The sequence below is a fragment of the Neobacillus citreus genome (assembly GCF_018343545.2).
GTDB lineage: Bacteria > Bacillota > Bacilli > Bacillales > Cytobacillaceae > Neobacillus > Neobacillus citreus.
In genome coordinates this window covers 74,000-95,626 of sequence record NZ_JAGYPE020000001.1, presented here as the reverse complement: position 1 = coordinate 95,626, position 21,627 = coordinate 74,000, and the positions used below count along the sequence as shown (strand labels likewise).

The window sequence follows — 21,627 nt, the reverse complement described above, 5'->3', positions numbered from 1 at the left end:
CATGGGGGCGACTGCCTCCCTGGAAACAAATTCGTTTGCAACGACGATTAACCTAAACGTTTCCTTTTTTGACCTAAGACCGAAAGAAAACTATCATGCGAAAACAAATATACTTAATATCGAGGAAAAAGTCATAACAGCCGAGGGAATCGTTTATGGGCAGGATGGTGCTGTTGCTGCCAAGGCTATAGGCATGTTCAAGGCAAGTCCTGTTAAACAATGAAGAAATTGAAAGGTGGTGATAGGGTGTCCCGATTGGATTGGGAGATATATGAAATGATGGAAAGGAATCCATTTTTCAAGCATATCGGATTTGAACTCGTAAATTCCTCAGAGGAAGAGATTTTGCTGAAGCTCTCAATAAAAACCGACCTGCTAAATACGAATAAAAGCCTGCATGGAGGAGTTCACGCCTCGATGCTTGATACGGTGCAATCAATTGCTCTCCGTTCCGTATATCAATGCCCGGTTACAGCTATGAATCTGGATGTTCACTATTTTGCTCCAGCAAATACCGGTCATCTTTTTGCAAGGGCTAAACTTCTCCAAAAGGGCTATAAAATGGCTGTGCTGGAAGCGGAAATTATTGACGAGAATGCAACATTAATTGCCAAAGGAACCGGTACCTATAAGATAGTCAGAAATGCATAGAGAAGAAAGTTCCCGATATTATTTTCAAAAAATTTCGACTAAAAATAGTAGATTAATATAGAAATTTCTATCACTGTGTGTCCATGCTGATCTATTATAAATCAGCTAAATTACGGAATTTTATAGCAATTTGAAAAGATGCCCCTAAAAAATATTCAAAAAATATGATTCTACTATAACGATGAGAAAATTGTCGAAAATATCGAATTGAATATTCGAAAAATTTTTAATAATATTAGGTTATTCGACATACCAACTAGTTAGTATGTAGAAAAAAGAGGAGTGGTAAGGATGAATTTTAGTTATTCCGATAAGGTAGTAGAATTGCAAAAAAAACTTACTGAATTTATGGAAGAGTATATTTATCCAAATGAAAAGCTCTATCATGATCAAATTGATAAAAACGATCCATTTTCAAAGATCCCGCCAATAATGGAAGAATTAAAAGAAAAGGCAAAGCAAGCTGGTCTATGGAACTTATTTTTACCAGAGAGTGAATATGGAGCCGGTTTAACGAACCTTGAATATGCACCGCTTTGTGAAATCATGGGACGTGTCCATTTTGCACCAGAAGTGTTTAACTGTGCTGCGCCTGATACCGGAAATATGGAAGTATTGGTCCGTTACGGGACTGAAGAAGATAAAGAAAAATGGCTGAAGCCGTTATTAAATGGAGAAATTCGCTCCTGTTTTTCAATGACTGAGCCGGATGTTGCTTCATCCGATGCTACCAATATTCAAGCAAGTATTGTCCGTGATGACGATGAATACGTTATCAATGGAACAAAATGGTGGTCATCGGGCGCTGGAGACCCTCGCTGTAAGATTGCGATTGTTATGGGTAAAAATGATCCTGATGCACCAAAACATGAGCAGCAATCGATGATTCTAGTACCGCTCGATGCTCCTGGAGTCACAATCAAACGAGTTACAACTGTATTTGGTTATGACCATGCACCGCATGGCCATGCCGAAATTGAATACAACAATGTTCGTGTACCGGCTTCAAATATGCTTTGGGGCGAAGGTAAAGGTTTCGCAATCGCGCAGGGACGTCTAGGACCTGGAAGAATTCATCATTGCATGAGAACCATCGGTGCAGCTGAACGTGCACTTGAGCTTCTATGCAAACGCGTTCAGGAACGGACAGCATTCGGTAAAAAAATTGCCGAGCAAGGCGTAGTTCAAGAATGGATTGCCGAAGCGAGAATAGATATCGAGCAGGCCCGTTTACTTACATTGAAAGCGGCCTACATGATGGATACAGTTGGAAATAAAGAGGCAAAAGGCGAAATTGCCATGATTAAAGTGGTTGCGCCTAACATGGCATTAAAGATAATTGACCGTGCCATTCAGGCATTTGGCGCCGCCGGTGTAAGCCAGGACACTCCTCTTGCCGCAAGTTGGGCCAATATCCGTACACTAAGACTTGCTGATGGTCCGGATGAAGTGCATAAGCGTGCGATTGCCCGCTATGAATTGAAAAAATACCGTTAATCGTATTAGGAGGAAAAAATAGATGCATGTTAAAGAGCTTTTTGATTTAACAGGTAAAGTCGCCATTGTAACAGGCGGCGGCCGAGGTCTTGGCCAGCAAATTGCTGAAGGATTTGCGGAGGCAGGCGCCAATGTAGTGGTCTGTTCCCGTAAACTTGAGGCCTGTGAGGAAGTAAGTGAAGGCTTAAAAAAGATTGGAGTCGAGAGTCTAGCATTAAAATGTGATGTCTCCAATCCTGAAGATGTTAGAAACGTTGTGGAACGAACAATGGAAAAATTCGGACGCATCGACATTCTTGTCAACAACAGCGGTGCATCTTGGGGAGCGCCTGTCGAGGAAATGCCGCTTGAGGCTTGGAATAAGGTAATGAATACGAATGTTACCGGAACCTTCTTAATGTCCCAGGCAGTCGGAAGAGTGATGATCGAACAAAAGGGCGGCAAAATCATTAATATTGCTTCTGTCGCTGGGCTTCAGGGGTCGAACCCAAAATACATGAATGCGATTGGCTATAACGCTAGCAAAGGGGCAGTTATTACCTTCACAAAGGATTTAGCTGTGAAATGGGGCCAGCATGGTATTTATGTTAATGCAATTGCACCAGGATTCTTCCCAACAAAAATGTCAAAAGGGCTGCTTGATGCTGGTGGTGAAGCCATCTTAGAAGGCACTCCATTACGTAAGTTTGGGACTGATACAGATATGAAAGGTGTAGCGTTGTTCCTGGCATCGCGAGCTTCGGACTTTGTAACCGGGGATATCGTTGTTGTAGACGGCGGCTCACATGTAATGTAAGAAATTAATAGAATCGTAAATATAAAAAAGCAGGAGGGGATTTGCTTAATGAAAAGAGATGCTGTCATTGTTTCGGCAGTTAGAACTGCCATTGGCAGACAGGGAGGCGCACTAGCGAGCGTTCCAGCACATGTTTTTGGAGCTGAAGTAATTAAAGAAGCAGTTAAAAGGGCAAATATCACGCCTGACATGATAGACGACGTTTTTTTGGGAAATGTTTTATCAGGCGGTGGAAATATTGCGAGATTAACTGCATTGCAAACGGGACTGTCCATCGAAATTCCGGGCGTGACAGTCGATAGGCAGTGTGGATCTGGAATTAATGCTATTAATCTAGCAGCCCAGGCAATTAAAGCTGGGGATGGAGATATCTATATTGCCGGCGGAACAGAAAGTATGAGCCGTGCTCCTTACTTGATGGACCGGCCGGAAAAACCGTATGGTGCGAATCCTCCAAGTTTCCGGAAATCGCAGCTCTCTCCTAAAGAAATAGGCGATCCGCCAATGGGGATTACGGCTGAAAATCTCGTGAAAAAATACAATATTACACGGGAAGAGCAGGACGCATTCGCGCTCCAAAGCCAGCAACGAATGAAAGCTGCCGTGGAAGAAGGACGCTTTAATGAACAAATCGTTCCTATCACTATACCTGTTAGAAAAGGTGAGCCGATTGTTTTCAATAGTGATGAGCATCCAAGGCCGGAAACGACCATTGAGGGTTTGGCAAAGCTTCCACCAGCATTCCTCCAGGATGGATCAGTCACTGCAGGCAGCAGCTCAGGTCTAAATGATGCTGCATCGGCCCTAGTTATCATGTCACGGGAAAAAGCAGAGGAATTAAATTTAACTCCACTAGCGGTTATCCGTCACTATGCAGTTGCCGGTGTTGACCCGAATATCATGGGAATTGGCCCTGTTCCGGCTGTTAGAAAGGTTCTTGAAAAATCAGGATTATCCATAGAAGACATGGACTTAATCGAAATCAATGAAGCCTTTGCCGCTCAAGTAATTGCTTGCAACCGCGAGCTTGAAATGAATATGGAAAAAGTCAATGTTAACGGAGGGGCCATCGCCCATGGCCACCCGTTGGGAGCAACAGGTGCCATCCTCGTCACCAAAGCCTGCTACGAACTAAAACGCACCGGCGGAAGATATGCCCTTATCACCGCCTGCATTGGCGGCGGCCAAGGAATCGCTACAATCATCGAGAGCGAATAAAAACAAGGTACTGACTGTGGTGGTCCTCATCTAGGTGTCAGGCACCAAACTTGACCAAACGCCTTATTGAAAGGGGAAAAGTCAATCTTGGTGTCAGACGCCACCTACCACATTCCACTACAGCAGCACTTTGATTTTAATGCTGAAAGGATAAACCGATGAAGCGAAAGATAATGGAGACGGGGATTTTACTATTCGATAAAAACGGGTTTAAGTCAACTTCGGTACAGGATATTGTCCAGGAACTGGGTGTAACAAAGGGTACATTTTATTATTATTTCAGCAGTAAAGAGGAATTGTTAAAGGAAATTCATCTGTTGTATATTGAGTCAATAATCAAACAGCAGGAAGAAATTATGAATAATTCTTCGTATGATTTTGCCAAAAAACTGCATGAGATTATCTTAATGCAGATTAGCACCATTAGAATCGAACTGAGAAGTGCCCGGATATTTACCAGAGAAATGCGGCATTTAAGCAGAGATAATTTCTTCGAAATCAAGGAAAAACGAAGCGCATTTCGTCATAATGTCCAAAAATTAATTGAAGAAGGTATTACACAAGGAATCCTCCAAAAGGGCCGCGCCGATATAATAACAATGGCTATCCTTGGCATGACCAACTGGAGCTATTATTGGTTCAACCCGGAGGGAGAAGTCCCTGAAGAAAAGGTTGCGGATATATTTCTTGACCTTATTTTAAACGGAATTAGCAATGATAGCGTTTACACACCTAACATCTAGCATTCTTGCAAAAAGGAGAGATCGAGATTGTTAACTCTTCATTATCAACATTGGCCAAATATCCCAAAATCATTGAATGTCCCTGCCACTTCACTCTATGACAATCTTAGAGTAAGTGCAAGCCGTTATCCTGATCAGGATGCTATCTTCTACTATGGGAATAAATTGACTTACCAGCAATTAGATGAAGAAGTAAATGCCCTGGCCGGATACTTAGAGCATAAGTTAGACGTAAAAAAAGGGGACAAAGTCCTGCTCTTTATGCAAAATTCCCCGCAATTTGTGATTGGTTTCTACGCCATTCTAAGGGCCAACGCTGTTGTAGTCCCAATTAACCCAATGCTGGTTGCGGATGAACTGGAATTTTACATTCGCGACTGCGGAATTAAAACAGCAATCGCCGGACAAGAACTCTTAGACCGAGTTCAGCCTCTGTTAGGAAAAACCTCCTTGGAGCACCTGCTCCTTGCAGCCTATTCAGATTATATAGGTGAAGGCTTTGAAAAAATGCTTCCAAAAGAGGTGGAGGCACCAAGATTAGTGGTAAACAATCCTAATCATTACAACTGGGTTGATGCGATTCAGGCAAATCTCACTCCATCAGAACATACGGCAAAAGGTGATGATTTGGCTGTTATGCCCTATACATCAGGGACAACAGGTCTTCCAAAAGGTTGTATGCATACTAACCGGTCAGTCAATGCGAATACTGTAGGCTGCTACCACTGGTCCTCTACAACACCAAATGCCATCCATCTGATGACCTTGCCGCTTTTCCATGTGACGGGTATGGTGCACAGCATGCACATGCCAATTTTCAGCGGCAGTATGATGGTCATTATGACGAGGTGGAATCGGGATGCGGCAGTGGAACTAATAAAGAGCTTAGGCTGCACCCATTGGGTCACAATCGCTACCATGATTGTCGATTTTCTTGCCAATCCAAATCTGAAGGTGGAGGACATTGCTTCCTTAACCTATCTTGCTGGTGGAGGAGCAGCTCTTCCAGAAGCGGTTGGTGAAAAATTATTTAACCTGACGGGATTGCGATTTGTCGAAGGCTACGGACTTTCAGAAACGATTGCCCAGACCCATTTCAATCCGCCGAATCGACCAAAAATGCAGTGTCTTGGAATCCCTTCCTATGATGTCGATGCTAGAATTATTGAGCCGTCAACTGGAAAGGAACTTGGTGTCGGTGAAGTCGGTGAAATTATTGTCAATGGACCGCAGGTAATGGTTGGCTACTATAACCGCGATGACGAAAACCGGGAAGCATACCTTGAGATTGATGGGAAAAGGTTTTTCCGAACTGGGGATATTGGCCGTTTTGATGAAGATGGATATTTCTTTATGGTCGATCGTGTTAAACGCATGATTAATGCCTCCGGATTCAAGGTATGGCCAACTGAAGTCGAGTCATACCTTTACAAGCACCCTGCTATTCAGCAAGCTTGCGTCGTGGGAGTACCAGATCCTAGAAGAGGGGAAAACGTAAAAGCTTTTGTCATCTTAAATGAAGGGTATGAAGGCAAAGTCAGCGAGGATGACATTATCGAGTGGTCAAAGCATCACATGGCCGCCTATAAATATCCACGCATGATTGAGTTCAGAGAGGTGTTTCCAATGACCTCCAGCGGCAAAATTCTCTGGCGCACCCTTCAGGAGGAAGAAAATGAAAAGGTTCAGAATCAGGTCCATTAAACGGTTATGATCAAGAGGGCTGAAATTGCAGAAGGCCCCTCTTGAAAAAATTATACTAACTAACACAAAGGAGGAGAGCAATGGATATTCTTATTCAGCAGTTGTTTAACGGTTTAACCATAGGGAGTGTTTACGCACTGGTAGCTTTGGGCTTAACCCTAGTTTATGGAATTTTGCACATTCCAAACTTTGCTCATGGTGCACTTTACATGATGGGCGGATACATAACGCTAACCATGATGACCAAATTCGGACTTAATTACTGGATTGCGATCTTTGTTTCAATTATTGTTGTCGGTATTATTGGTGTCTTAATGGAAAGGCTGGTCTTTTACCCTCTTCGGGAATCACCGCCAATCCAAGATAAAATTGCTGCCATAGGTATCCTCTTATTCCTAGAAGCTTTCGCACAATATACCTGGGGAGCAGAATACCAGAGCATGCCATCACCATATGGACAAGTTGTTGAAGTTTTTGGCTTAACACTTACGATGCAGAGAATTCTTATTGTAGTCGCTGCGGTTATCGTTATGATTCTATTAAACCTTTTCTTAAGAAAAACTTATACCGGTTCTACGATCATTGCGATGTCGCAGAATCGTGAAGGTGCAAGTCTTGTTGGGATCAATACAACGCGGGTAGCTATGTTGACCTTTATGATTTCAGGTGGACTTGCAGCTATCGCTGCATCCATATCGGCACCAATCAATCTAGTTTTCCCAGGGATGGGGCAGCTAGTTATCTTAAAAGCGTTTGTCATTATTATTCTTGGTGGAATGGGCAGTATCCCAGGTGCTATCGTCGGAGGATATATCATCGGATTCAGCGAAAGCTTGGGAGCGACCTACATTTCAAATGACTATAAGGACATTATTGCCTTTTTTATCCTCGTTATCATTCTTACGGTTAAACCAACCGGATTGTTTTCAAAGGGGGGACATTAATGTCAGCGCTATTTAACAAAAGAAATATTATCATTCTGTTAGTATTGGTTTCTCTTGTGTTTCCGTTAATAACAACAAATACCTATTTGATTCACGTAATGACTCTGGCGTTTATTTGGATGATTGGGGTTTATGGACTTAACTTGCTCGCAGGCTATACCGGTTATCTTTCATTGGCACACGCAGGATTCTTTGCAATCGGAGCGTATGGTTTGGGGATTTTAACAGTAAAAGCCCATATGAGTTTCTGGCTTGCTTTTGTCTTATCGCTGTTGATTACTAGTATCCTAGGATTAATTGTAGGTTTGATTGCGCTGAGAACGAAAGAGCACTTTTTCGCAATCTACACATTGTGCTTAGGTTATATTATTTATCTCGTGATTGACAAATGGGAAAGTTTAACAGAGGGTGTTCGTGGTCTGATTGGAATTCCTGCACCTCAAGGCTTTGGCCCAATTACATTCGAGACGGAAAAATCACATTATTACCTGGTATTATTTTTCCTTCTCCTCGTCATTTTGGTTATGTACCGAATTATTCATTCACTGTCTGGAAGATCGTACATTGCGATTCGAAATAGTGAAGATTTAGCACAGACAATTGGGATTTCAACGGGAAGAAATAAATTAACAGTCTTTGTTTTATCTACATTTTTTGCTGGCCTTTCCGGTGCTTTGTATGCATCCTTTGTACGTTTCATCGGCCCAGATATCGGTAATATTGCGATTATCTTTGATTTGCTAACATACCTTATTGTTGGTGGTATCGGAACACTTACCGGTCCAATTATCGGGACTTTGCTTGTCATTTGGCTTTCACAGATGCTACAGGATTTTCAGCAGTACCGCATGCTCATTTTCGGACCACTTCTAACGCTGCTCGTTATTTTTTATCCGCGCGGAATCGTTGGCGGCGTCACAGACATCTACCGAAAGCGCATGGCCAAGAAAGAAAAGCAGCTGGCAGACAAGAAGGAATCGTATATTCAAAGCGACCTGCGGGCTAAAAATCAGGTTAAGGAGGGGTAGGCATGATTTTTTTAGAGACAAAAAACCTGACAAAAAAATTCGGCGGCAACGTGGCAGTCAACAATGTCGATTTCTCGGTTGAAAAAGGAAAGATCAATGCCATCATTGGTCCCAATGGTGCAGGAAAATCTACATTTTTCAACTTAATTAGCGGCTTCCATAGTCCAAGCTCAGGTCAAGTTATATTCAAAGGCCAGGATATTACTAAACTGCCTTCTAATAAAATAGCTGAACTTGGGGTAGCACGGACGTTCCAAACTACCAATCTTTTTGACCAAGCAACCGTGTTGGACAATGTTATTGTCGGGCATCGCTTGCGTACAAAATCCAATCTCTTTGATGCTATATTGAGAACTTCTAGGCTTAAGAAGGAAGAGGAACAATGTCGTGATAAAGCGATGGAAGTCCTTGAATTCGTTGGTTTAGAGCATTTAGCAGGTAAACTGGCAGGGGGGTTAACACAGGAAGAGAAGAAACGAACAGCGTTTGCGTTAGCACTCGCCACTGACCCGGAAATCGTTTTTCTTGACGAGCCTGCCGGCGGGGTGAATCCAAGCGAAACAGATGGCCTGGCTGAATTAATGCAGAAGATGGTCGATAAAGGGATTACGGTCTGTTTGATTGAACATAAGATGCAAATGATCATGAGAATAGCCCATAAAATCATGGTCCTTAACTACGGTGAAAAAATCGCCGAAGGAAGACCGGATGAAATTCGTAATAACGAGACGGTCATTAAGGCTTATTTGGGAGGGAGTGCCAGTGCTTAAACTTGATAATGTCTCTGTCAAATACGGAAGCTTTACTGCCGTTCATGACATTAATATTGAGGTAAATGCGGGTGAGATCGTTGTATTGTTAGGCTCAAATGGGGCTGGAAAGAGTACAACTTTCCGGGCCATCAGCGGCCTTAACAAACCATCAACAGGTGAGATTATTTTTGAAGGCAAGAATTTAAATAAGGCGTCTGCCGACCAAACAGTTGCATGGGGAATTGGCCAGTGCCCGGAAGGAAGAAAGCTATTTCATGCCATGTCTGTGGAAGAAAATCTAAAAATGGGTGCTTATGTCCATCGCCGGAAGAAAGATCAAATCAAGCACTCGCTGGAGCATGTGTATGAATTGTTCCCGATTTTAAAGGACAAGCGCCACGATCCAGCTGGTTCTTTGAGCGGAGGACAGCAGCAAATGGTAGCCATCGGCAGAGCACTCATGTCAAAGCCGAAGCTAATGTTATTGGACGAGCCTTCGATTGGTCTGGCTCCATTAGTCGTTGAACAAATGTTTGAGGTTATCCAAAAAATTAATAAAGAGGGAACAACTATTCTATTAGCCGAACAAAATGCCAATGCAGCGTTAAAAATCGCCGATAAAGGCTACGTGTTTGAAAACGGAACAATTGTCCTTAAAGGTACGTCTGCAGAATTGTTTGCTAACGATGAGGTAAGAAAAGCCTACATCGGTGCATAAAAATGCGGGTCTAGCAGGCTTGAGCTTACGATCTACTGCTGGATCCGGAAATCTTAAACAGTTTTCCAATATCAATAAGGGGGTGGTGTTCGGATATACGATTAATTTTCTGTCCAATCTTACGAAAAAATTTTAGGGGGAAAACCAATGAAAAGAATGAAATCGGTATTTATGATTATTTTTACCTTAGTAATGGTATTCAGCCTTGCCGCTTGTAACAGCACAAGCGAGAAGACTGCTGGAAATAAGTCTGCTTCAGGCGGCGGAGACAGCAAATCCGGAGATGCTGGAACGATTAACATTGGTTACTCTGGGCCATTAAGCGGACCTGCAGCGTTCTATGGTGAGCGTACTTTAAACGGGGTCAAAATGGCAGTAGAAGAGCTTAACGGTGCTGGCGGTATCGAAGTTAGCGGTAAAAAGTACAAGTTTAATATTGTCTCTCTTGACGATAAATACCTGCCAAACGAAACAGGTGCAAACGCAAAGAGATTGCTTCAGGAAAACAAGACGCCAATCATCTTCACTCCACACAGCGGCGGCGTATTTGCAATGCAGGTTTTCAACCAGCAGGATAAATTCATCATTGGTGCTTACACAAGTGAACCGAAAGTATCTGAAGTTGGCAATAAGCTGACTGTACGTATTCCTCCACGTTACGATGGATATTTAAAGCCATTTACAGAGTATGAAATGGAGAAATTCGGTAAGAAAATCGCCTTCCTTCCAACTGCTTCTCAGTACGGCAAGGATTGGTCTGAAAAGCTGAAGCCTTATTGGGAAAAACAAGGCGGCAAGGTTGTATTCGAATCTGCGATTGACTTTGCTAAAGAAACAGACTTCTTTACAGTTGTAACAAATGCATTGAAAGAAAAGCCAGATGTCCTATTTGTCGGCGGTCCTTCTGAGCCAACAGCAAAAGTTATTAAGCAGGCTCGTGAACTTGGCTTTAAGGGCGGGTTCATCGTTATGGACCAAGCCAAAATGGACGAAATGAAGAAAGTAACAGGTTCATATGAAATGTTAAATGGTGCAATCGGCGTTATGCCATTAGCTGAGTCTAAAATCAGCCCGGTTATTCCTGATTTTGTGAAGAAATACCAAGAGAAGTATAAGGAAGTTCCAGGTTCTGAAGCAGGATTAAACTATATTGCTATGTATATCTTTGCAGAAGCAATCAAGGCTTCCGGCTCTGTAGACGACGCGGAGAAAATCCAAGCGGCTATGCAAAAGGGTGTAGACAATGTACCTGATAAGGCAAAAGTTTATATCTTTAACAAATTTGATGGCGGCGGCTTCGATGGTGATTTAGAAGTTGCAGCGGTTGAAAATGGTAAGATTGTACCTATTAAAGTTAAATAATAACACTTAAAAAACTAGCTCTAAAAATAAATTCCCCCTTGAAGGAAGGTTTTCAAGGGGGAATTTTCATTTATATTAGTGTTTTTACATTTGCAACCTTCAAGCGGTTAATAGCATCTATATAGGCATTGGCGCTGGCAACAATGATATCCACGTTAATCGCTCTTCCTGAAACCATTTTATCGTTGTTCCGGACTTTAACAAAGACCTCTCCAATTGAGTCTTTTCCCTTTGATATAGAATTGATTTTATAGTCAATTAACTCAAGCTCAAGGCCAAGCGCTGAATCGATTCCTTTGTAGATAGCATCAATCGGCCCATTTCCGTCTCCAATTCCTTCGATATCGGTATTTTCAGCTCCGATGATGTTGACGAAAGCACGATATTGGTTATGATTTAGGATCTGTAAGCTAAAGTCATTAAACGTAAAGGAAGATGGAACTGTATTTTTTGGCTGGGTTTCCAATAGGGCGATAATATCTTCATCAAAAATATCCTTTTTCCGATCTGCCAATTCCTTGTATTTTTTGAAAATCTCTTTTAATTGAGTTTCGTTTACCGAATAGCCGAGTTCATCATATCTCTTTTTAAGCGCATTTCTTCCTGATAGCTTACCTAGAACTAATTTTGTTTCATTAAAACCAATACTTTCCGGCGTCATGATTTCGTATGTTGCTTTATCTTTAATCACGCCATCCTGATGGATCCCGGAAGAATGGGAGAAAGCATTTCCGCCAATTACCGCTTTATTGGGAGGAATGGCAATCCCCGTCAGCCTGCTGATCAGCTTGCTCGTTTTGGCGATTTCTTTAAGTTTTATACCTGTCTGGATGTTGAAGTAATCCTTCCGTGTTTCCAAAAGTGCTGCCACTTCTTCAAGGGCCACGTTTCCAGCCCTCTCACCGATTCCATTAATACAGCCTTCCACCTGGACTGCCCCGGCCTGGATGGCTGCAATGCTATTACTAAGTGCCATCCCTAGGTCATCATGGCAATGACAGCTCAACCGTACCTTTTCAATACCCTTTGTGTTTTCAAGAACGTATTGAAAAAGTTTCGTATACTCCTCTGGTGTTGTATAACCCACAGTATCAGGGAAATTTAAGACAGTTGCTCCCGCCTCTACGACCTTTTCAGCTACCTTAGAAAGGAATTCAAGCTCGGTACGTGTTGCGTCTTCACAGGAAAATTCGATATGTTTAAAATGTTTTGCGGCATAGGATACGCTTTCGACCGCTTTTTCCAAAACTTGTTCTTTAGTCATACCTAATTTGCGCTCGCGGTGGATAGGGGAGGTAGCGATAAAGATGTGTATGCCCGTATTGTCAATATCGCCCAAGGTGTTAATAACAGCATCAATATCATCTTTATTGGTGCGTGCAAGGCTGACCACCATTGGCCCTGAAACTGCTTTGGCAACCGCCCTGATTGCCTCGGCATCACCGGGTGAGGCATTAGCAAATCCTGCTTCAATAATATCAATCCCTAAATTTTCTAACCTTAGGGCAATCTCCACTTTTTCATCCAAATTAAAGCTGACTCCAGGTGTTTGTTCTCCGTCTCTTAATGTGGTATCAAAAAAATAAATCCTCTTTTCCATGATTAATCCCTCCTTATAAAAATAAAAATACCTTCACTTAACCTGAGGGGCGCAAATCGCGCGGTACCACCCTCATTCGCTGATCCCTTGCGGAAAACAGCCTCGGTAAGTAAAGGTATTACTTAAACAAATGCATAACGGTTTGCAGCCCGTTCTTCCTACTGTTAATTCAGAAGAAAGTCTCCAAGGCGAGACAGATTATTTCTCCTGCCTGTTTGCACCAACCACAGGCTCTCTATAAGGAAAGAATAATCAAACTCCTTTTCATAGACAATTACTAATATTCAGATTTTTAATTTAAACATATGTTACTACATTAGATATTTTTAATCAACATTTTTTTAAAAATAAATTTAATTATTAGAGTTGTATGACTTTTTGTTGACGAAATATTTTTTTGTATATAAAATTATATGCAGGGGTGTTTAATAATGGAGAATCAAAAAATGAAAGAAAAGCGGAAATACTCTGTACCAGCAATTGAAAACGCTATGGAAATTCTTAAATTATTAAGCCGTAATCGCTTCCGGGAGAGTACTGTTACCGAGATTGCAAACGCTTTATCCTTAAATCCAGCGACATGCTATCGAATTTTGCAAAGCCTTGAAGAATTTTCAATGGTCCGGTACTTAGAAAACAAAAAGAGATATACCTTAGGCCCATATTTAGTCGTTCTTGGGGAAAGAGCCAAAGAGCACTTGGACTATTTATCTATTATTATGCCATATCTTGAAAAACTAACAAGAGAAACTGGTATGACTTCTATTCTTGTCAATAAAATTGGGGAAGATAAGGTGGCAATCGTTGCAAAAGTGGAAGCAAGCGATTTTGGTGTCAGCGTATCAGTCGGCCGGCATTTTTCCATAACGGATGGTTCATTCGGCATGTGTTTTCTAGCTCCGCTGGATCAACAGCAAAGGGAGTACTTCTTAAAACAGAAAAAGGGCTTAAAAACATTTTCTGTGGAAGAGGTTAAAACAATCGAAAGGGATATGGAGTTTATTAGAGAAAATGGCTATTCCATCACATACGGAGAGTATATTAAGGGGTTAGGCGGAATTGCTGCTCCTATATTCAGCGGGGAAAATACTGTTGAAATGTCCATTGAATTAATCTGCTTTACTTCTCAGTTCGATAAAGAGGACCTTCATTTAAAAGGGATCTTAGTAAAAAGAGCTGCAGAAGACATTAGTAATAGAATTCGAAATCTAAGCTAGAGAAAGAAAAAGATAAAGAGAAATGTGAGTTAAGCTTATTGGTGGTGAACAAAGGGTGGAACCCCAGTCATGGCAAGACCTATATAGAAATCGTCAAACGAATGTAGAACAGGCGATTTTAAGCATAAAGTCATCTCAAAAGGTTTTTCTAGCACCATTTTGTAATGAGCCGCAAAGGCTTATTCAGGAGTTGGTGCTACAAAAAGAGAGATTACAAGATGTGATTCTTTATAATGCAGTGATCGGCAGTCCATGTATTTACGCTGATTCATCATGTTATCCCCACTTTCAAATAAGAACTTTTTTAAGTTCACCTCTATTAAAAGGCGCATTTTTACATAATACATGTGACTACTTGCCTGTCAATCTTTCAGAAATTCCAAAGTGGCTTACCTCGCAAAAAATCGATGTGGCCCTTATACAAGTTACACCTCCGAATGAAGAAGGCTACTGTAATCTTGGGTTATCGGTCGATATCGTACAAACATTAATAAAGCGTGCTGGATTCGTTGTAGCCCAAGTAAATCGAAATCTTCCTTTTACAAATGGTGCTACACTTGTACATGTTTCTGAAATCGATCAATTTGTTTTATCTGACACACCATTGCTGACATTATCTCGTGGAAATCTTTCTGAGGAAGAAATAACGATTGGCAGAAATGTCGCAGAACTTATCCCCGATTACGCAACCATCCAAGTGGGTCTTGGGAAAATTGCAGAAAGTATTCTATTATCTCTAAAAAATAAAAAGGGACTAGGGATCCATTCCGGGTCGATTTCAGACCCGATAATCGAATTGATCAATTTAGGAGTTGTAACAAATGAACAAAAAGAGATTAACCGGTATAAATCGGTATGTACAACACTGACAGGAACAGAAGATTTATACCGCTATTGTCACGATAATCCAACTATTGAATTATACCCCTCAGATTATACTCATAATGCAGCAGTAATCTCCAATATTAGCAATTTTTATTCAATCAATTCCGCGTTGGAAGTGGATCTATTTGGCCAAATCAATGCGGAGCAAATCGGTAAGGTTCCTATAGCCGGTGTTGGCGGACAAATGGATTTTATTCACGGTGCAAGACTTTCTAAGGGCGGCAAGTCGATTATCGCCCTTCCGTCCACAGCAAAGAGAGGAACAGAGTCACGAATAAAGGTTAGAACATCTTATGTTACTTCTGTAAAGTCAGAAATTGACTATGTGGTAACAGAGTTTGGAATTGCCTCATTATTTGGAAAATCACTTCAAGAACGTGCAAAAGAATTAGTTTCCATCGCACATCCGCAATTTCGGGAAAAATTATTAGCAGAATTTGAAAGGGAATTCATGAAGAAAGTTATTTATTAAAATTTAAAAATGGAAGGGTTGAGTTGAAGATGGAAAAATTAGAAAATAAAGTTGCGATTGTTACAGGTGCAGGACGAGGAATTGGCCGGGAGATTGCATTGTTATTGGCAAAAGAAGGTGCAAAAGTAGTTGTCAATGACTTGGGCGGTGGTGCAGACGGGAAGGGCAATAACGCAAAAGTAGCGGACGAAGTGGTCCAGGAGATAAGAGAGGCAGGCGGAACAGCTGCAGCAAACTATGATTCAGTGGCTGAATTTGAAAATGCCGGTAACATTGTTCAAACAGCCTTAAATGAATTTGGACGATTAGACATTGTGGTGAATAATGCGGGGATTTTAAGGGACCGCATGGTTTTCAAAATGAGTGAAGAAGAATGGGATTCCGTTATAGCTGTCCATTTAAAAGGCTCCTTCAACATGACAAGAGTAGCTGCACCGATTTTTAAAGAACAAAAAGGCGGAAGATTTATTAACTTTACCTCTACCTCCGGTTTAATCGGTAACGTAGGGCAGGCAAACTATGCTGCTGCAAAATTAGGGATTGCGGGCCTGACAAAAATTACTGCCTTAGATATGGCGCGCTATAATGTAACAGCAAATGCGGTGGCCCCCTTTGCTTGGAGCCGATTAATCGGTACAATTCCGACTGAAACTGACACTGAAAAGGAAAGGGTGGAAAAATTAAAGCAGATGTCACCTGCTCATATTGCGCCGCTTGTAGCCTTCTTAAGCTCGGATGAATCGGCGGATGTATCAGGACAAATTTTCGGTGTTCGCGGCAAAGAAATCATGGTCTTCTCGCAGCCTCGGCCAGTTCGTTCCGTATACAACTCAGAAGGCTGGTCAATTGAAAGCATTAGCGCGATTAAAGGTTCTTTACAATCTGCTTTTACTCCGCTTGAAGTGAGTAAAGATGTTTTTCCATATGAGCCGTTAGTTTAATAGAGTTAGTGAAAATATTTAAATTGAGGTGGAAAATTTGGTAGTGGATTCAAATGAAGAACTTAGAAAAATCTATGAAAATAGTCCATTTAATAATTTATTAGGGATAAAATTAGCAGAATTCGAGGAAGGCAAGGTGGTCTATTCGCTTGAAACAAGACCGTCTCATTTAAATGTGAATCAGGCCATCCATGGCGGGGTGTATTTTACTTTGCTTGATTCTGTAATGGGTGCTACTATCCGTTCAGTGGTTAAGCTCCCAATAGTTACGATAAACACCAGTATCAATTACTTTACACCAGTGGCTAATGGAGAAACGATGCTGGCAAAGGCAAAGATTATCCAGGAAGGCGGAAGCATTGTAACTGCAGAGGGTACTATTGAAGACGAAAATGGCCATGTTTTTGCAAAGGCGACAGGAACATTTAAAAAAATACGTAACACTTAATAGAAGTAGATGGAGGTTAAAAGATGACCATTACCAAAGCGTTTAATCCGCTGAAACAAGACCGTCCTTTTTTTACCGAGGAGCATGTCATGTTCAGGGATTCATTACGGAAATTCCTCGAGAAGGAAGCTATACCATATTATGAACAATGGGAAGAAGATCGACTAGTCCCTCGGTCATTTTGGACGAAACTAGGTGAAAATGGTTTTTTATGTCCTGCTGTAAGTGAAGAGTACGGCGGTGCAGGCGGCGATTTTGCTCTTTCGATTATTCTTGCAGAAGAACTCGCACGAATTGGCGGAGGTCTTTCTGGTCCAAGTACACATAGTAATATCATCGTTCCTTATTTGGAATCATTTGGAACAGAAGAGCAAAAACAGAAATATCTTCCGGGCTGCGTAAGCGGGGAAATTATTACGGCAATTGCCATGACCGAACCGGGAACGGGTTCCGATTTAGCCAATATCAGTACAACTGCGGTAAAAGATGGAGACTCCTATATTATTAACGGTCAAAAAACATTCATCACGAACGGAATACATTCTGATTTAATTGTTGTGGCATGCAAAACAGACCCGCATGCAAATCCGCCGCACAAAGGAGTTAGTTTAATTTTAGTGGATAGAGGAACTCCTGGTTTTTCCAGAGGAAGAAAATTGAAAAAGGTTGGTATGCATGCACAGGATACGGCCGAACTCATTTTTGAAGATGTAAAAGTGCCGGTATCTAATTTACTTGGCGAAGAAGGGAAAGGCTTTAGATATTTGATGACAAAGCTCCAGCAGGAACGAATACTGGCTGCCATTGGCGGTCAAGTAGCCGCTGAACGGATGCTGGAATTGACACTTAAATATGTAAAAGAAAGAGAGGCTTTCGGAAAGCCGATTGGGAAGTTTCAGAACACCCAATTTAAACTTGCGGAAATTGCGACACAGGTTCAGCTAGGCCGTACCTTTGTCGACCAATTGATTGTCAGACATCAAAATGGTGAGGATATTGTAACTGAGGTTTCGATGGGCAAATGGTGGATTACGGATATGGCAAGAAGAATTTCGAGCGAATGCATGCAGCTCCATGGCGGATACGGATACATGGAAGAATATGAAATTGCCCGCAGATACAGAGACATTGCCGTATCGCCTATCTTCGCTGGCACAAATGAAATTATGAAAGTAATTATTGCTAAACAACTGGGATTATAAAACTAAGTCTCATTAACACAAAGATAAAGAAAAGGATTTTACTTTAAATCTTTTTCTTTACTCTTGTTAACTTACTATTTAAAAATAATGGGGGAGACATATGGATCAGTTGATGGTCTCAGCAAGCCAGCAATTATTAATAGGTGAAGCATTAAAATACGCTGCTCACAATGCCCCAAACCGTCAAGCATTTGTTTATGAAAACCGAAGACCCACATACCGGGAAATTCTAAAGAATGCAGAGCATTTAGCTGGCTGGTTGCAGGCACAAGGAATTGGTAAAAACGACAAAGTTGGCTGTTTATTTAAAAATGGAATGTCATTTGTTGAATTATATTTTGCTGTGAGTTTGGCAGGGGGAGTTTTTGTACCTGTCAACTTTCGATTGGTCTCCAAGGAAATCGAATATATCGTAAATAATGCTGATATTAAGATTTTATTTGTCGAAGAAGAGTTTAACGATACTATTTCTCCAATCCTAGATTTGCTCCCACACGTCCAATTGATTGTCGTAGATGGTGCTATTCCAGAAAATCACATAAATGAAATGGTTGCCTACACATCAATATTTACTTCACCTTCTGAATATACACCTCCAACAGACCTACAAGACAATGATGCCCACGCTATTATTTACACATCTGGAACAACCGGAAAACCAAAAGGGGCTGTATTAACTCATAAAAATTTTTATCTGAATGCAATGAACAGAACCTTTCATAGCCAAACACCAAGAGGTATCAATGAACTTGTTGTTCCACCGCTTTTCCACGTTGCTGCACTATCACGATTAGTGAGCAACTGCTTGATGGAGGGGACCATTTATATTCAACGCGAATTCCAGCCAGAGCAAATCCTCAAAACCATTGAAACTGAAAAAATTAATGCGATGTTTTTAGTACCTTCCATGTGGAATTTTTTATTTCAAGTACCCAATCTACTAGACTATGATGTGAGCACGATGATTAGCTGTGGTTTAGGAGGCGCCATATGTCCCGTTGAAATAAAGAAAAGAATTATGGAAGTCTTTAAAAATGGGAAAATAATCGAAGCCTTCGGCCAGACTGAAATGAGTCCATCGACAACTTACCTGACAGGAGAGGACACGATTAGAAAAACGGCATCTGTGGGAAAACCAGCAATTAATGTCCGGGTCAGGATTGTTGATGATGAAATGAATGACGTTCCTACGGGAGAGGTTGGGGAAATTGTTTACCAAGGTCCGACATTAATGAAAGAGTACTATAAAAATCCCGAAGCAACCAAAGAGGCATTTAAAGGCGGATGGTTCCACAGCGGTGACTTGGTCCGGATGGACGGAGAGGGGTACATTTATGTAGTCGATCGTAAGAAGGATATGGTGATTTGCGGCGGCGAAAATATCTATCCAAAAGAAATTGAGGAGGTTCTTTATACACATCCTGATATTTTGGAAGCTGCCGTGGTCGGTGTTCCGGACCCGGAATGGGGTGAAAACATCAAAGCATATATTGTGATGAAAACAAGTCGGCGTTTAACGGTAGAAGAAGTTATAGAGTATTGTAAACAGAATCTTGCATCCTATAAAAAGCCGAAATTGGTAGAATTTATTGCTGCACTGCCACGGAATGCATCTGGAAAAGTATTGAAAACTGAATTGCGAGAAGAAAATTTAAAATCTGGTATTCATTAATAAATAACCCTCCCTAATGAGCAAAGGGAGGGTTTCATCACTATTTAACTTTTCTTAACGACCATTTTAAGAAGATTAGAAGCATAAGATTCTGCAATTTCTTCGCCCGTTTGGGGACCATCCTGGTTATACCATTGCTGGATATAGTTGATGGCACTTAGAATAATCATCCGAACCATTTTTGTGTCATCAATTTCAAAGACTTGCTTTTCAATGCCCTCATTTAAAATTTTGTCAAAGTAATGGGCGTAATTTCTTCTAGCATCAAGAACTTCATTCAACTGATCATCAGTAAATTTTTGATATGGCTTATCCATGATCATAAACATGGATTTTTCTTTAGTTGAAAGCAAAATATGGGCTTTAATAGCACTTTCCAGCTTTTCAATGGGGTTTAAATCACTGTGTACAACTTCTTCGATTTTTTCAAGACTCAATTCCATGATCATCTGATGGCAGTGATATAGAATATCATCTTTATTTTTAAAATAATAATACATGGAGCCTTTGGTCATCAATAGCTGTGCTGCTATTTCTTCCATAGTAGTTCCATGATAGCCTTTTTCAGCAAGAACGGCTGCAGCAGAGCGTAGGATTTCCCTTTTTTTCTTTGCTATTTTTTGTTCCCTAAACGAAGACATTTGACTCACTCCCATCCCATTTTATGATGTTTATTGAAGTTATTTATTTAAATTGTAGTTTATTTTTTTACTATTAGTTTAAATAGTATATTAATTATTCTAAAAAATCAACCTATTTTAATATTATACTAAAACTTCAAAGTGAAAGATATATATAGAAAACAAGATTCATTTACAAAAACTGAACTTTAATTTAAAAAATAAATAAATTGTAAAATAATCTAAAAATTGCTATTATTATAATAAATGGAAACGTTGTCAAAGCTTTAATTAAAAAAAGATAGGGAGGTTTTTGTTATGGCAGAATTAGTGCATATTGAAAAGTTAGCAGGGGTTGCCATCGTCACCATTGATAATCCACCGATGAATGTATTAAGCAAGCAGGTAACAAGAGAGTTGGGTGAGGTTTTCACCGTCATTGCCGAGGATTCCGAAGTGATTGCTGCTATTTTAACAGGTGCGGGAAGCAGGGCATTTATGGCAGGTGCGGATATCAAGGAATTCCCTCAATCACTTGGGTTGGAAAAAGATCAATTAAAGAAAAACAATCTGGAATCGCATGCCGTATTGAACTTTATTGAACGAATCCCGAAACCCACGATTGCGCTGCTAAATGGACTGGCTTTTGGCGGCGGCTGTGAACTGGCATTAACTTGTGATATTCGGATCGCTGAGGAGCATGTAAAAATCGGACTGCCTGAGGTCAAATTAGGACTTTTCCCGGGAGGCGGCGGAACACAGCGTTTACCTAGATTAATAGGACCATCCAAAGCAAAAGAATTAATGTTTTTGGGAGAACCTTTGTCAGCGGAGGAAGCACTTAAAATTGGATTGGTCAATCAAGTTGTTGAAAGCGGGAAAGGTATGGAGACAGCCATCTCCATGGCGAAAAAGCTGGCCAGTTATTCCTTGCAGGCCTTAAGCAGAATAAAGAAAGCTGTTAATGACGGAATCGATACTTCCCTTGATGGAGGATTAGAATTGGAGGCTGAACTTTTTGCTGAAGTATTCGGCACCGAGGATGTTCGCGAAGGAGTCCAGGCATTTATTGAAAAACGGTCGCCATCCTTCAAACATCAATAAATAATATAAAAAGATTTTTATCATTATATCCTGATAATTAACCAATTGAAATG

The 21,627-nt window shown here is 41.0% G+C and carries 20 protein-coding genes, 1 pseudogene and 1 other annotated feature; of the genes and pseudogenes, 19 read left to right on the top strand and 2 right to left on the bottom strand.

Annotation, left to right across the window (positions count from 1 at the left end):
* From KHB02_RS00465 to KHB02_RS00410, 12 genes and pseudogenes are all read left to right on the top strand, one after another.
* Positions 1 to 223, top strand: a pseudogene (locus KHB02_RS00465) (hypothetical protein); the annotation flags it as partial.
* A gap of 53 nt (positions 224 to 276) precedes the next feature.
* Positions 277 to 651 carry a PaaI family thioesterase gene (locus KHB02_RS00460; protein WP_213140401.1) on the top strand — a complete coding sequence of 125 codons (375 nt, stop codon included), beginning with the start codon at positions 277 to 279 and terminating at the stop codon, positions 649 to 651.
* Positions 652 to 942: 291 nt separating this feature from the next.
* Positions 943 to 2,148: an acyl-CoA dehydrogenase gene (locus KHB02_RS00455; protein ID WP_213140400.1), complete on the top strand. Its 1,206-nt coding sequence runs from the start codon at positions 943 to 945 to the stop codon at positions 2,146 to 2,148.
* Between the two features lie 22 nt (positions 2,149 to 2,170).
* Positions 2,171 to 2,944: an SDR family oxidoreductase gene (locus tag KHB02_RS00450; RefSeq protein ID WP_213140399.1), complete on the top strand. Its 774-nt coding sequence runs from the start codon at positions 2,171 to 2,173 to the stop codon at positions 2,942 to 2,944.
* Positions 2,945 to 2,992: 48 nt separating this feature from the next.
* Complete coding sequence (locus KHB02_RS00445; protein WP_213140398.1) at positions 2,993 to 4,162, top strand: thiolase family protein; 1,170 nt, start codon at positions 2,993 to 2,995, stop codon at positions 4,160 to 4,162.
* 158 nt (positions 4,163 to 4,320) lie between these two features.
* Entirely contained in the window at positions 4,321 to 4,905 is a 585-nt protein-coding gene (locus tag KHB02_RS00440) for a TetR/AcrR family transcriptional regulator (protein WP_213140397.1), read from the top strand.
* A gap of 27 nt (positions 4,906 to 4,932) precedes the next feature.
* Positions 4,933 to 6,609 (top strand): long-chain fatty acid--CoA ligase, encoded by a 1,677-nt coding sequence (locus KHB02_RS00435; protein ID WP_213140396.1) that lies wholly within the window; start codon positions 4,933 to 4,935, stop codon positions 6,607 to 6,609.
* Between the two features lie 80 nt (positions 6,610 to 6,689).
* On the top strand, positions 6,690 to 7,553 hold the full coding sequence (locus tag KHB02_RS00430) for a branched-chain amino acid ABC transporter permease (RefSeq protein WP_213140395.1): 864 nt from the start codon (positions 6,690 to 6,692) through the stop codon (positions 7,551 to 7,553).
* Entirely contained in the window at positions 7,553 to 8,581 is a 1,029-nt protein-coding gene (locus KHB02_RS00425; RefSeq protein ID WP_213140394.1) for a branched-chain amino acid ABC transporter permease, read from the top strand. The genes KHB02_RS00430 and KHB02_RS00425 overlap by 1 nt, the downstream gene beginning before the upstream one ends.
* A gap of 2 nt (positions 8,582 to 8,583) precedes the next feature.
* The gene (locus KHB02_RS00420; protein WP_213140393.1) at positions 8,584 to 9,351 is read left to right on the top strand and encodes an ABC transporter ATP-binding protein; all 768 of its coding nucleotides are present in this window, start codon (positions 8,584 to 8,586) and stop codon (positions 9,349 to 9,351) included.
* The gene (locus KHB02_RS00415; protein ID WP_213140392.1) at positions 9,344 to 10,051 is read left to right on the top strand and encodes an ABC transporter ATP-binding protein; all 708 of its coding nucleotides are present in this window, start codon (positions 9,344 to 9,346) and stop codon (positions 10,049 to 10,051) included. Before KHB02_RS00420 ends, KHB02_RS00415 begins: the two co-directional genes overlap by 8 nt.
* A gap of 147 nt (positions 10,052 to 10,198) precedes the next feature.
* Positions 10,199 to 11,413 carry an ABC transporter substrate-binding protein gene (locus tag KHB02_RS00410; RefSeq protein WP_213140391.1) on the top strand — a complete coding sequence of 405 codons (1,215 nt, stop codon included), beginning with the start codon at positions 10,199 to 10,201 and terminating at the stop codon, positions 11,411 to 11,413.
* A 70-nt stretch (positions 11,414 to 11,483) separates the two neighbouring features.
* Here KHB02_RS00410 and KHB02_RS00405 read toward each other — a convergent pair whose 3' ends face one another.
* The gene (locus tag KHB02_RS00405) at positions 11,484 to 13,013 is read right to left on the bottom strand and encodes a 2-isopropylmalate synthase (RefSeq protein WP_213140390.1); all 1,530 of its coding nucleotides are present in this window, start codon (positions 13,011 to 13,013) and stop codon (positions 11,484 to 11,486) included.
* A 42-nt stretch (positions 13,014 to 13,055) separates the two neighbouring features.
* Positions 13,056 to 13,290: a binding site (T-box leader), on the bottom strand.
* A 154-nt stretch (positions 13,291 to 13,444) separates the two neighbouring features.
* On the opposite strand from KHB02_RS00405, the gene KHB02_RS00400 reads away from it, so the two are divergent.
* The 6 genes from KHB02_RS00400 to KHB02_RS00375 all read left to right on the top strand — a co-directional run bounded on the left by KHB02_RS00400 (position 13,445) and on the right by KHB02_RS00375 (position 19,850).
* A complete protein-coding gene (locus KHB02_RS00400; RefSeq protein WP_213140389.1) occupies positions 13,445 to 14,230 on the top strand; it encodes an IclR family transcriptional regulator in 786 nt (261 codons plus the stop codon).
* A gap of 55 nt (positions 14,231 to 14,285) precedes the next feature.
* Entirely contained in the window at positions 14,286 to 15,587 is a 1,302-nt protein-coding gene (locus tag KHB02_RS29880) for an acetyl-CoA hydrolase/transferase family protein (protein WP_213140388.1), read from the top strand.
* A gap of 29 nt (positions 15,588 to 15,616) precedes the next feature.
* A complete protein-coding gene (locus KHB02_RS00390) occupies positions 15,617 to 16,528 on the top strand; it encodes an SDR family NAD(P)-dependent oxidoreductase (RefSeq protein ID WP_213140387.1) in 912 nt (303 codons plus the stop codon).
* A 43-nt stretch (positions 16,529 to 16,571) separates the two neighbouring features.
* Positions 16,572 to 16,976, top strand: a complete 405-nt coding sequence (locus KHB02_RS00385) for a PaaI family thioesterase (RefSeq protein WP_241113629.1) — start codon at positions 16,572 to 16,574, stop codon at positions 16,974 to 16,976.
* A gap of 23 nt (positions 16,977 to 16,999) precedes the next feature.
* Positions 17,000 to 18,178: an acyl-CoA dehydrogenase family protein gene (locus KHB02_RS00380; protein ID WP_213140385.1), complete on the top strand. Its 1,179-nt coding sequence runs from the start codon at positions 17,000 to 17,002 to the stop codon at positions 18,176 to 18,178.
* Positions 18,179 to 18,278: 100 nt separating this feature from the next.
* Complete coding sequence (locus KHB02_RS00375; protein ID WP_213140384.1) at positions 18,279 to 19,850, top strand: class I adenylate-forming enzyme family protein; 1,572 nt, start codon at positions 18,279 to 18,281, stop codon at positions 19,848 to 19,850.
* A gap of 44 nt (positions 19,851 to 19,894) precedes the next feature.
* Here KHB02_RS00375 and KHB02_RS00370 read toward each other — a convergent pair whose 3' ends face one another.
* Positions 19,895 to 20,491 carry a TetR/AcrR family transcriptional regulator gene (locus KHB02_RS00370; protein ID WP_213140383.1) on the bottom strand — a complete coding sequence of 199 codons (597 nt, stop codon included), beginning with the start codon at positions 20,489 to 20,491 and terminating at the stop codon, positions 19,895 to 19,897.
* A gap of 297 nt (positions 20,492 to 20,788) precedes the next feature.
* On the opposite strand from KHB02_RS00370, the gene KHB02_RS00365 reads away from it, so the two are divergent.
* A complete protein-coding gene (locus KHB02_RS00365) occupies positions 20,789 to 21,574 on the top strand; it encodes an enoyl-CoA hydratase (protein ID WP_213140382.1) in 786 nt (261 codons plus the stop codon).
* The last annotated feature ends 53 nt before the right edge of the window (positions 21,575 to 21,627 follow it).